Origin of the sequence: Nostoc mirabile CHAB5784, from assembly GCF_020829645.1 — a bacterium.
In the GTDB taxonomy this organism is placed as follows: domain Bacteria; phylum Cyanobacteriota; class Cyanobacteriia; order Cyanobacteriales; family Nostocaceae; genus Nostoc; species Nostoc mirabile.
In genome coordinates this window covers 1-10,781 of sequence record NZ_JAIVFS010000166.1, presented here as the reverse complement: position 1 = coordinate 10,781, position 10,781 = coordinate 1, and the positions used below count along the sequence as shown (strand labels likewise).

The 10,781-nt window shown below is 42.2% G+C and carries 18 protein-coding genes and 1 pseudogene; 14 read left to right on the top strand and 5 right to left on the bottom strand.

What is annotated here, in order from left to right:
- The 7 genes and pseudogenes from LC653_RS41940 to LC653_RS41910 form a co-directional block, all read left to right on the top strand.
- Nucleotides 1-152: pseudogene (locus LC653_RS41940) on the top strand (tryptophan synthase subunit beta); the annotation flags it as partial.
- 81 nt (nucleotides 153-233) lie between these two features.
- Entirely contained in the window at nucleotides 234-1,331 is a 1,098-nt protein-coding gene (gene trpD / locus LC653_RS41935; protein ID WP_229501200.1) for an anthranilate phosphoribosyltransferase, read from the top strand.
- Between the two features lie 177 nt (nucleotides 1,332-1,508).
- Nucleotides 1,509-2,609: a 3-deoxy-7-phosphoheptulonate synthase gene (aroF, locus tag LC653_RS41930; RefSeq protein ID WP_229501199.1), complete on the top strand. Its 1,101-nt coding sequence runs from the start codon at nucleotides 1,509-1,511 to the stop codon at nucleotides 2,607-2,609.
- Nucleotides 2,610-2,855: 246 nt separating this feature from the next.
- The gene (locus tag LC653_RS41925) at nucleotides 2,856-3,818 is read left to right on the top strand and encodes a general stress protein (protein ID WP_229501198.1); all 963 of its coding nucleotides are present in this window, start codon (nucleotides 2,856-2,858) and stop codon (nucleotides 3,816-3,818) included.
- 37 nt (nucleotides 3,819-3,855) lie between these two features.
- Nucleotides 3,856-4,833: a threo-3-hydroxy-L-aspartate ammonia-lyase gene (locus tag LC653_RS41920; protein ID WP_229501197.1), complete on the top strand. Its 978-nt coding sequence runs from the start codon at nucleotides 3,856-3,858 to the stop codon at nucleotides 4,831-4,833.
- Nucleotides 4,834-4,982: 149 nt separating this feature from the next.
- Nucleotides 4,983-5,207, top strand: a complete 225-nt coding sequence (locus LC653_RS41915) for a hypothetical protein (RefSeq protein WP_094348959.1) — start codon at nucleotides 4,983-4,985, stop codon at nucleotides 5,205-5,207.
- A complete protein-coding gene (locus LC653_RS41910) occupies nucleotides 5,194-5,481 on the top strand; it encodes a type II toxin-antitoxin system RelE family toxin (RefSeq protein WP_229501196.1) in 288 nt (95 codons plus the stop codon). Before LC653_RS41915 ends, LC653_RS41910 begins: the two co-directional genes overlap by 14 nt.
- A 356-nt stretch (nucleotides 5,482-5,837) precedes the next feature.
- Here the strand turns inward: LC653_RS41910 and LC653_RS41905 are convergent, their stop codons facing one another.
- Genes LC653_RS41905 through LC653_RS47100 form a run of 3 tightly spaced genes read right to left on the bottom strand, consistent with a single transcriptional unit; the run spans nucleotide 5,838 to nucleotide 6,603 of the window.
- A complete protein-coding gene (locus tag LC653_RS41905; RefSeq protein WP_100897403.1) occupies nucleotides 5,838-6,056 on the bottom strand; it encodes a toxin-antitoxin system HicB family antitoxin in 219 nt (72 codons plus the stop codon).
- A gap of 50 nt (nucleotides 6,057-6,106) precedes the next feature.
- Complete coding sequence (locus tag LC653_RS41900; protein ID WP_229501195.1) at nucleotides 6,107-6,412, bottom strand: helix-turn-helix domain-containing protein; 306 nt, start codon at nucleotides 6,410-6,412, stop codon at nucleotides 6,107-6,109.
- Nucleotides 6,409-6,603, bottom strand: coding sequence for a type II toxin-antitoxin system RelE/ParE family toxin (locus LC653_RS47100; RefSeq protein ID WP_308189233.1), 195 nt, complete (start codon nucleotides 6,601-6,603; stop codon nucleotides 6,409-6,411). The genes LC653_RS41900 and LC653_RS47100 overlap by 4 nt, the downstream gene beginning before the upstream one ends.
- Before the next feature lie 417 nt (nucleotides 6,604-7,020).
- Between LC653_RS47100 and LC653_RS41890 the strand changes: the two genes are divergently transcribed.
- Both LC653_RS41890 and LC653_RS41885 read left to right on the top strand, forming a co-directional pair.
- Nucleotides 7,021-7,254, top strand: a complete 234-nt coding sequence (locus tag LC653_RS41890) for a type II toxin-antitoxin system HicB family antitoxin (protein WP_229501194.1) — start codon at nucleotides 7,021-7,023, stop codon at nucleotides 7,252-7,254.
- Complete coding sequence (locus LC653_RS41885) at nucleotides 7,247-7,486, top strand: type II toxin-antitoxin system HicA family toxin (RefSeq protein WP_229501193.1); 240 nt, start codon at nucleotides 7,247-7,249, stop codon at nucleotides 7,484-7,486. The genes LC653_RS41890 and LC653_RS41885 overlap by 8 nt, the downstream gene beginning before the upstream one ends.
- Nucleotides 7,487-7,871: 385 nt before the next feature.
- On the opposite strand, the gene LC653_RS41880 is transcribed toward LC653_RS41885, so the two are convergent.
- Nucleotides 7,872-8,285 carry a hypothetical protein gene (locus LC653_RS41880; RefSeq protein ID WP_229501192.1) on the bottom strand — a complete coding sequence of 138 codons (414 nt, stop codon included), beginning with the start codon at nucleotides 8,283-8,285 and terminating at the stop codon, nucleotides 7,872-7,874.
- 397 nt (nucleotides 8,286-8,682) lie between these two features.
- Between LC653_RS41880 and LC653_RS46605 the strand changes: the two genes are divergently transcribed.
- Nucleotides 8,683-8,814: a hypothetical protein gene (locus tag LC653_RS46605; RefSeq protein WP_267923414.1), complete on the top strand. Its 132-nt coding sequence runs from the start codon at nucleotides 8,683-8,685 to the stop codon at nucleotides 8,812-8,814.
- A 161-nt stretch (nucleotides 8,815-8,975) separates the two neighbouring features.
- Here the strand turns inward: LC653_RS46605 and LC653_RS41875 are convergent, their stop codons facing one another.
- Nucleotides 8,976-9,335, bottom strand: a complete 360-nt coding sequence (locus LC653_RS41875; protein WP_229501191.1) for a hypothetical protein — start codon at nucleotides 9,333-9,335, stop codon at nucleotides 8,976-8,978.
- A 160-nt stretch (nucleotides 9,336-9,495) separates the two neighbouring features.
- On the opposite strand from LC653_RS41875, the gene LC653_RS41870 reads away from it, so the two are divergent.
- The 4 genes from LC653_RS41870 (at nucleotide 9,496) to LC653_RS41855 (ending at nucleotide 10,659) form a co-directional block, all read left to right on the top strand.
- Nucleotides 9,496-9,639 carry a hypothetical protein gene (locus LC653_RS41870; protein ID WP_229501190.1) on the top strand — a complete coding sequence of 48 codons (144 nt, stop codon included), beginning with the start codon at nucleotides 9,496-9,498 and terminating at the stop codon, nucleotides 9,637-9,639.
- A 62-nt stretch (nucleotides 9,640-9,701) separates the two neighbouring features.
- Nucleotides 9,702-9,932: a DUF433 domain-containing protein gene (locus LC653_RS41865; RefSeq protein ID WP_229501189.1), complete on the top strand. Its 231-nt coding sequence runs from the start codon at nucleotides 9,702-9,704 to the stop codon at nucleotides 9,930-9,932.
- Between the two features lie 2 nt (nucleotides 9,933-9,934).
- Nucleotides 9,935-10,285, top strand: a complete 351-nt coding sequence (locus LC653_RS41860) for a DUF5615 family PIN-like protein (protein WP_229501188.1) — start codon at nucleotides 9,935-9,937, stop codon at nucleotides 10,283-10,285.
- Between the two features lie 173 nt (nucleotides 10,286-10,458).
- Nucleotides 10,459-10,659, top strand: a complete 201-nt coding sequence (locus tag LC653_RS41855; RefSeq protein WP_229501187.1) for a hypothetical protein — start codon at nucleotides 10,459-10,461, stop codon at nucleotides 10,657-10,659.
- Nucleotides 10,660-10,781: the final 122 nt, after the last annotated feature.

Below are 10,781 nucleotides of genomic sequence, written 5' to 3'. Positions count from 1 at the left end.
AAGGGATTATTCCAGCCTTAGAAACTGCTCATGCGATCGCATATCTTGAAACCCTTTGTCCTCAATTAGAAGGCAACCCCCGCATCGTCATCAACTGTTCCGGCAGAGGTGACAAAGACGTGCAAACCGTCGCCAAAGTCCTTATTCCTTAATTTTCTGTTCTTGTCATTTGTCATTTGTCCTTTGTGAATGACTAATGACCAATGACTAATGACCAATGACTAACGACAAATATGATCGCTGTAACTCAAACTCCACTTGACAACATCCCCGTCACTTCTGAGTTATACAACTGGCCAGGATTATTGCAACAGTTGTTTGCTCGGCAATCGTTGACGGTTTCCCAAGCTGCGGATCTCATGCAAGGTTGGCTCACAGATGCGATTCCTGATGTCCTATCAGGAGCGATTTTAGCCGCAATCCAAGCTAAAGGTGTATCCGCCGAAGAATTAGTCGGGATGGCTAGCGTCTTACAATCCCAATCCCCACCCCTTGTACAGACGCGATTAATCGCGTCTCCCCTAATTGACACCTGCGGAACTGGTGGAGATGGCGCTTCAACCTTTAATATTTCCACTGCTGTTGCTTTTGTTGCCGCCGCCGCCGGGGTAAAAGTTGCCAAACATGGCAATCGTTCGGCATCTAGCAAGACTGGTTCGGCTGATGTGCTGGAAGCTTTGGGTATAAATCTCAACGCCACTCCAGAAAAAGTGCAAGCCGCAGTGGATGAGGTTGGAATTACCTTTTTGTTTGCTCCAGGTTGGCATCCTGCACTTAAAGCGATCGCTACTTTGCGAAAAACTTTGAAAGTGCGGACTGTTTTTAACTTGCTCGGCCCGCTAGTAAATCCCATGCGACCGACAGGGCAAATTATTGGTGTGAATGACCCGCTTTTATTAGAAGAGATTGCTCAAGCTTTATCCCAACTGGGATGTCAGCAAGCGATCGCACTCCACGGACGGGAACGTTTAGATGAAGCTGGTTTGGCAGATGTCACTGACTTAGCTGTACTCCAAGATAAAAAAGTCCGTTCTCTAACCCTCAATCCTCAAGAACTTGGTTTGAGTTTTGCACCGACTGCGGCGTTGTGCGGTGGAGATGTCCAAGAAAATGCCGAAATCTTGAAGGCAGTTTTGCAAGGTAAAGGCACTCAGGCGCAGCAGGATGTAGTCGCTTTAAATACAGCCCTCGCACTGCAAGTTGGTGAAGCCATTCATGGGGAAACTGATATTTTAGCAGGTTGTGTTAAGGGTATTACCCTTGCTAAGGAAATTCTGCAAAGCGGCGCTGCTTGGACAAAACTAGAACAACTTGCTGAATTTTTGCGCTAACTGCTAAACAGCCCTGGCGAATGGAATTCGCGGCTACACAAACAAAGTCCACCTCCGTGGACTAAGAAAAATTGAGGGTTTGAAACCCACGGAGGTGGGTAAAGTCTCGTGTAGACGCGGTTTCTAACCGCCCTTTTAACTGTATTACACCCAAAAACTATACGGAAGGAAAAATAGATGATTATCATACTTAAGAGCGGTACGCCTGTTGAGGAAATTACTCGCATCAGCCAAGAACTGAGCGACGTTTGGGGAGTCACGGTAGAAAAAAGCGTTGGCACTCATAAAGTTGTCTTAGGGCTAATTGGTGATACCACTAGCATCGATAAATTACAGGTTCAGGAGTTCAGCCCTTGGATTGAGCAAGTATTACGAGTGCAACAACCTTTCAAGCGGGTAAGTCGAGAATTCCGACATGGAGAAGCCAGCGAGGTTGTTGTACCTACACCTAACGGTGATGTCTATTTCGGCGAACGTCATCCCATCGTAGTGGTAGCCGGGCCTTGTTCCGTTGAAAATGAAGCGATGATTGTCGAAACGGCAAAGCGCGTGAAGGCAGCTGGAGCGCAGTTTCTGCGTGGCGGAGCTTACAAACCTCGCACCTCACCTTATGCGTTTCAAGGTTATGGTGAAAGCGCTTTAGATTTATTAGCAGCAGCGCGGGAAGCTACTGGTTTGGGTATTGTCACAGAACTCATGGATGCTGCCGATTTATCAGCAGTGGCAAGAGTAGCTGACATAATCCAAATCGGAGCGCGAAATATGCACAACTTTTCGCTGTTGAAAAAGGTAGGCGCTCAAGATAAACCAGTGCTGCTGAAGCGGGGGATGTCTGCCACAATTGACGAGTGGCTGATGGCAGCAGAATATATTTTGGCATCTGGAAATCCCAATGTGATTCTTTGTGAACGGGGAATCAGAACCTTTGATGGCAAATATGCCCGGAATACTTTAGATTTATCGGTGCTTCCGGTGTTGCGATCGCTCACCCATTTACCGATTATGATTGATCCCAGTCATGGTACTGGTAGGTCTGAATATGTTCCATCTATGGCAATGGCTGCGATCGCAGCTGGTACAGATGCCTTAATGATTGAAGTTCACCCCAATCCAGCAAAAGCTTTATCCGATGGCCCCCAATCTCTCACCCCTGATAAATTTGACCGCTTAGTTCAAGACATGTCAGTTCTAGGTAAAGTAGTCGATCGCTGGTCTACACCTGCATTTGGTAGGGTTGGTGAAAGCCGCATTCTCTTCACACCAGAACTCTCAAAGTAAATAGAGCCTAATCTTAGACGATTTTTTGCAAATGGTTAAACCCGGTCAACGGATTTTTTAGACGAAAGAATCTGTTGATCGGATTTTCATAAACTACCCCACCCTGCTGACGCTGAGGGCGGGGTTTGTAATGATTTTTATTACTTAGGATGGTTTTGAGTTAAATAAAGTTGTATTTAAGATTACAGGTAATGAAAAACTAGATTTGTGGGGAATTAATTTTCCCCTGCTATCAAGGAGTTAATAATGGTTTTAAGTCAATATCAGCGTGCTGTAGGCGTATTTACTCATCGTAGAGATGCAGAACAGGCACTACATGAGTTGAGAGATTCTGGCTTGGCGATGGAGAAAGTATCTGTAGTTGTACAGAATGCAGACCGCAATCATGAAATTGCCGATAATGAAATTAAAGAGCGCACTGGTGATAAAGCTGACGAAGGTGCAACAGTAGGAGGGCTTTCAGGGGGCGCTGTTGGTGGATTAACTGGTCTATTAGTAGGTCTTGGTACTTTAGCAATCCCTGGAGTTGGGCCAATAATGTTAGCTGGCGCTGCTGCAACTGCTTTGGTTACAACCCTTGTCGGGGCAAGCATTGGTGCTGCTACTGGGACTTTTGCTGGTGCATTAGTTGGTTGGGGAATATCGGAAGAGCAAGCTAGAGCATATAACGAGCGAGTAGAGCATGGACACTATTTTATAATCGTGGATTGTACATCTTTTGAAATTGCTAAAGTAGAAGCAATTCTACAGCGTTGGGGTATTGAAGAGTTTGGCATTTACGAGTATTTCAACAGTGAGCATAGAACTACAAATTATCTGACCACGACTACTTCTGCTACTGCCATTCCTAATAAAAGTGGGATTTTACCTAAATATGCTGTTAGTTACTTTGATAATATAGATAATATTGAAGCGGCAATTAACGATATGTATGCCGCAGGTTTTCCCGCAAACCAGATTTCTTTAATTTGCAAAGACTTTTCTCAATTGATTGGGTCAACAGATGTTAATTTAAGTGAGCGTTTTGACGCTATGAGACTAGGAATAGGAGATGAGTGGGCACGCTTTTACAACGAGCAAATTGATCAAGGCAATTACATACTCATCGTTAGTGGCACAGACAATCAGCTTGAGCAGGCAAGCTTGATTCTGGGCAATTATGGGGTTCAGGAATGTCAAATTTATGACCCCATGTTAATTCGTTCTTGAAAACGAGTATCGGAAATATAAGCAAATATGGTAATCAATGCCACATCATAATTCCGTCGCTATAACTGATGTGCAAGCAGCACAAGAGCGAATTTTGGGGATTGCCCACCGCACGCCTGTACTGACTTCTAGAATTGTTAACGATCGCACCAATAGCCAAGTATTCTTTAAGTGCGAAAATTTTCAACGCACGGGGGCATTTAAATTTAGAGGTGCGTACAATGCCCTAGCCCAACTATCGGCAGCACAAAAACAAACAGGCGTTATCACCTATTCATCGGGAAATCATGCCCAAGCGATCGCTTTAGCTGGGCAATTACTAAATATTCCCACTACTATTGTCATGCCTGATGATGCACCTGCTGTTAAACAAGTTGCTACTCGTGGCTATGGTGCAAAGATAATTTTATACAATCGCCAAGAAACAAACCGAGAAGAATTAACCCAAAATTTAGCAAGCAATTGCAATCTCACTCTGATTCCCCCTTACGATCATCCCCATGTAGTCGCCGGACAGGGAACAACTGCTTTAGAACTGATTCAAGAAGTTGGTGAATTGGACTTATTATTAGTTTGTTGTGGCGGTGGCGGCTTACTTTCTGGGTGTGCGATCGCAGCTAAAGCACTTTTACCCAATTGTAAAGTAATTGGGGTAGAACCAGCCCTTGCTGACGATGCTACCCGCTCCTTTCACACCAAAACCCTGCAAACTGTCAAAAATCCTAATACCATCGCTGATGGTGCGCGAACTCCTAGCCTTGGTAAAATTACTTTCCCTTTAGTGCTGCATTACGTCGATGATATGGTGACGGTATCTGAAGAAGCGATTCTTCGCACCATGTTTTTCTTGTGGGAACGTCTGAAAATTGTCGTAGAACCTACCGGAGTACTCGCAGCAGCAGCTTTACTTGAAGGTGTAGTAACAGCACCAGAGGCGAGGGTTGGTGTCATCATTAGCGGTGGAAATGTAGATTTAGCGCAAGTTGGTAAATTGTTTTCTGTAGGATTGGATTGAAAAGTTAAATTTCCAGCAAAGTTTCTATGCAAATTGGGCATTTATTCAGTTAAACGGCTATTGGATCGGCTGATACAGTAAAATTATAGTGATAGGCTATAGTAACTTTATTGAAGCTAAACTCACTATATGTTGGAATTGAGGTAAAAATGGAAACTACAACGAGAAAACAAGCTTTAATCAAAGCTATTTATGAGCGATTAGAACAAGCTTATGAAGATACTTTAGAGGATGTCATAGAACTTTTAGACATTCGTAAAGCAGAAGACCAAGAGGATATTAAAGCTTTACATGAAGGACGGGAAGATATTAAGAAAAATGGCACTATTCCTTGGGAGCAAGTTAAACGAGAATTAGCCAGTGAATCAATATAAAATTGAATTTTCTAATGCTGCATTTAAACAACTTAAAAAATTACCTATAAAAGTACGGACAAGGATACAAACAAAAATTGACGATCTAGCTGATAATCCCCGCCCTAACGGGGTTGTTAAGCTAGAAGATTCGGACAATGGTTATCGAATCCGAGTCGGCAGTTACCGAGTTATATACCAATACAGTTCAGTTAGCGGCAAAAACCATAAACTGCGTAGGTTGGGTGGAGGAACGAAACCCAACATTTTCGAGGGTTTGTTGGGTAACACTTAAGTTCCACCCAACCTACGATTATCCTTAACTGAACCGTATTGAGTTATATACGATATTTTTGATGATGTATTACTAGTTAGTGTTGTGAAAGTAGGGCATCGTAAAGAGGTTTACCGCGACGAGTAAGACAGCAACACTAATAGCAGAATAAAAGCTTTATATTCATACTCTCATATCGCACTTTTGCTAATGGGACTGATGTGAGCGATCGCCTCTGGTTAGTGTTTGCATGATCGCCCTACAAGCTCTAAGCTGTTACGCATTTAATTTGTACATTTACCTGATGACTGAAAACCCGTCAACAGTCAACAGTTAACGACATCAAAAGTGTTTATATAGTTTAGACGCGCATCAGCTTATTCTGTCAGAGCATCAAGTTTAGCCAGTATTCTTAAGCCTTCTTCTGGGTTGCCAGTTGCAGCCATTGCTTTAAATCTTGTATGGGCATCAAATTCTGCTAAAGCTATGGTAGAAAGTTCTTCAATCAATTTATTGACACTGATGCCTTTGGCTTGAGCAAGTTCTTTCAATCTATTATGCTTATCGTCTGGTAAACGAATAGTTAAAGTTGCCATTTTTGTTTAAGTCCATTTCTACAACGGGCTATGCCTAGGTAAGTTGAATATCAATCGAACTGAGAAATCACAACTTCTTGATCGGGAAAACGCGCTATGATTGTCAGACTTCCGCCAAGAGATTTAATATATCGAGAGAGGGTAGATATTTGAATATCTTCCTGATGCTCAATTTTTGAAAGTGCCGATTGTACCACTCCCATATTTTTCGCAACATCGCTTTGAGTATGTCCAAGGGACTCTCGAAGTTCAGAAAGTGTCAATTTGAGTAATGCAAGGTTTGCTTGCATTTCACTTTCTGCTTGTTGTTCAGGAGTCATTTTTTCACGAAGTTCTTTAAATGGCTTCGTCTTCATAGGAACCCTTCTGTTTTTAATTCTTCTAAATGTTCGTCATACAAGGTATCCGCTTTTGGCACATTCTCCTCATACCAGCGATCGTCTCCTCCCTTGTTTCCTCCAAGAAGAAGAATGGCGACTCTCCTTGGATCAAATGCATAGATTATTCGGTACGGTTCTCCTCTGTGTTGCACCCTCAATTCTCTCATGTGGGAATGACGTGAGCCGTTTATTTTTGAACTGTAGGGAAAAGGAAGTTCTGGCCCCCCACCTCAAGTAGTCGCACTAATGCATCGATTGCAACCTGGGTGCTGTCATCTAACTCAACCCACCACATTTCAAACTCGTTTGTAAATTTTACCTCCCATGTCATTATTACTTACACATATTTTCACGAGAATATCACCTTTAACTCATATTATGACTATATCTGTGTAGAAGCAAGTAAAGAAAGAATATTCTTAAACTTAGCGATGTCTACGACGGGCTATGACGCTCCAGGATGAGCTACCGCTACGCTATCGGCGTCGCTCTGATTTATTGCGGATACGAATTATTCATAGTTAATGGTGTAGCATGAAAGCATAACCTAACTTAATAGACTTCTTGAATTTTTAAGATGACTTATGGAGTTAAAGCAGAATATTAGAGCAGTAATTCATCGAGGTGAACAGCACGGATACGTAGCAGAATGTCTAGAAGTTTCTGTAGTTACTCAGGGAGAGACTCTGGATGAAGTTGTTCATAACCTTCGTGAAGCAGTCGCTTTGCATTTAGAAGACGAAGATCCAACTCAATTTGACCTAGTAGATAAACCTTCTCTACTGGTAACTTTTGAACTCCAACTAGAATATGCCTAGACTCAAAAGATTATCAGGTGCTGAGATTGTTGATATTTTAGGTGAGTTTGGCTTTCAAGTACACAGCCAAAAGGGCAGTCATATTAAGTTGCGTCGTTCTGGTGTAGAACAAAAAGAGACTTTAACAATACCTAATCATCGGGAGTTAGATACAGGAACTTGCAAAGCTATTTTTAGACAGGCAAGTAAATACATTCCTGAAGAACAACTTTTTCCATTCTTTTACGAGTAAAGTGAGTAGCTAACTCTCGCAAATAAGCGATAAGCGAAGCTTAATGCCTTCTCCTTTGGAGACGCTAGCGCGAACGGTATATCGCCAACAATAAAACCTATCCTACATATCACAGAAAGACGACTTGGAAGCCCGTTCCTTCTAGGGACGGGAGGAATTGTCGCCAAGTCGTCTTGGTCATTAGTCATTGGTCAATAGTCATTAGTATTATTAAACACGAAAAATCGCGTATAACTACTAATAGACATCGCTTTAAAAAGCAAGTGGCGTTGTGTTAGGTGCATATTTCAAGAGAATTTCTCAATAAAAACATGATCTAAGCGCCTAATGCATCGGCTCATAAGATGGTGCGTTAGGCTAAAGCCGTAACACACCTATGCTTTTACTACGCTTTTACTTTGCCATTGCTATTCACACCAACAATCATTGACGGTGGCTCATTACTAACAATTGGCGATTCACCTCGCAATCCCTTGCGGCGTTGGTTTTTAGGAACTCCTCCCGCCATACCATACTCTACACTGCTTTTGCCATATTTAGCCCCAATGCCCATGAGTATGTGTTCTGTCATGTCTGCCAACTGCTGCTCTGTTTCTAACATTTCACGGTATATCTTATCTAGGTTAGAAAGCGCAGTGTTGTAAGTATTTTCTTTATTTCGCATTGTCTCAATTAGGCTTGAGTAGGCAAATAAAGTGAGTCCATTACTCACATCTAAGTTTGGATCAATTGAACTGATACTGGCTGCACGACGTGCTGCTTTTTCTAGCACTTGGGAAGTTCTTTTTAGTCTAGCCATAAAATGTACCTTTTAATGCAGTTATTTATTTGGTTATCAGTTCTCGAATTCACTGATTTAAGCTTCTTTACTTTAAAAAACTTCCGTATCGATCAGCCTGAGGAAATTCCTGCAAATCTCTATTAACTTTTATTACACTGTAAATAGCTAATAAATCAGTAAATTACGCAAAAAAGAACTCAAACCCCAGTTTGAGAACTCAATATTAGCTTTTGTGTACTAAATATACTCAAATGAGAACTCAAACCCCAGTTTGAGAACTCAATATTAGCTTTTGTGTACTAAATATACTCAAATGAGAACTCAAACCCCAGTTTGAGAACTCAATATTAGCTTTTGCGTACTAAATATACTCAAATGAGAACTCAAACCCCAGTTTGAGAATGCAAATCGCGTTATGAGAAGTTTTCAATTTATTACCCCTCGCGGGGATGGAAAAATTGAGCGCAGTTGGCAGTGCGATCGCACTTGTGATGATGCGGTGGATGTGGGCGATGTCTACGACGGGCTATTCGGCATCGCACTCTGAAAAATTGTGTCAAATCAGTGATGTCTGGCGACGATGTTTTTCGGCAATAATATGTTCCATCTCAAAGCTAAATAGTGCCGCACTCTGAGGAAATAAGCAGTACTCACACCTTTGGTTCGCTCTTTCAATTACGAGTTTCCGTAATTGGGCTGATACATAAGTCACGGGTTTTGGCGTAATTGCTCGAAGGTATGAGCTTTTGCCATACGCACAAGATGTTCTATCGTCAGATAGCGTTCTAGTTCCGCTTCACCTTTGGCTGAAAGTGTTCCTGCTTTACTTTGTGCTAGCAAATCACTGACACGAGCCTGGAATTCTGGTGAGGGTTGGATTGCTAGAATTTGTTCTGGTGTAGGCTGACTGGCTAACAACCCAATAATCTGTTTCTCATCGAGAAAATTGCCAGACTGTTCGCTCAATAACTCTTTTAGACCGCGTTCTACTATCTCTTGTAAGCGGTCTTGGAACTGCTGTAATTGCTGTCCTAGCTCCTCAGATACCTCAACAGTGATTTGCATCATCTAGCTCTGTTATTTTTTAAATCTATCTATTAGCTATAAGTCTAGCTATAAATTTATCTATTAGTTTGATTTTACAAGTATCTGGTATAACTAGTTACTGCGATCGCACTTTTGGTTAAGGGGTTAATGTAGGCGATCGCACTCTGAGCAACTGTGTCCAATGAGCGATGTCTACGACGGGCGTAGCTGCGGCACTTTTGGTGATGGGGTTGATGTGGGCGATTTATACGACGGGCGTAGCTGCGGCATTTCTGATGATGGGGTGATGTGGGCGATCGCTCTAATCCAAATTGTAGTTATTTGAGCAAGTAGAGGTTTGTTGAGGCAAATAGAATAAAATAAAAACAACACACTAAACTTAATTTTATGAATTTGCAATCCCGAATTGTTATAGATCCTAACGTCCTTGTCGGCAAACCAATTATTAAAGGTACTCGTCTTTCTGTTGAGTTTATCATTGACCTTCTTGCTCAAGGCTGGACAAATGACGAAATTCTCCGCAACTACCCTGGTATTACCCTCGAAGATATTCAAGCTTGTTTAGGCTATGCTAGTGCCAGCCTTAAAGCTGAAAAAGTTTACGCTTTTCCTGGGTAATTATGCGCTTTCTAGCCAACGAAAATTTCCCAGGAGATGCCATAGAAGCACTTCGCTGCGGAGGTCACGATGTTACATGGATTCGCACTGATGCTCCTGGGATTGCTGATGCCGAAGTTTTAAACCGCGCTCAACGTGACGAGCGCATTCTCCTCACCTTTGATAAAGACTTTGGTGAACTCGCCTTTCGTTCACATTTGCCTGCAACTTGTGGGATTATCTTATTTCGGATTAAAGCACCTTCCGGTATAGTTGTTGCTCAAAAAGTGGCGACTGCCATAGCATCTCGCCCTGACTGGGCAGGACATTTCAGTGTGGTTGAAGACGAGCCTATCCGAATGCGAGTCCTCTGAAAAGATTGTTAATAATATTCTTAAATATAATAAAAAACACAAGGGGTAGTAGGCGATCGTCATCAGCTATCACTATGCCAAAGAAATAGGTTTAAAACTGAGTACAATCTGCAAACGCTATATCTTCAATAATACAATCTACACAATACCTTCTACAGCCACCAAAGCCAAGAGTGCCGATCGCTGCGCTGCTGTTAACCCAGTTACACCTGCAATATTCATACTTTTATAAAGGCGATCGCATTCTTACCAAGAGTCTTAAAGAAGCGATGTCTACGACGGGCTATGCCTACGCATTTATGACGATGGAGTTAATGCAAGCGATCGCACTTGTGGTTATGGGTTTGATATGGGCGATCGCATTTTTGGTGTAAGGATTCAGGTCTAATATTTAGGAAGTAGAGATGGGGGAGACAGATAATTATTAGAATCAACCAGTAGTGCTTGTACAAAAAAATCAATAATAGACTTGCCTTGACGACGACAAGTCTGCACC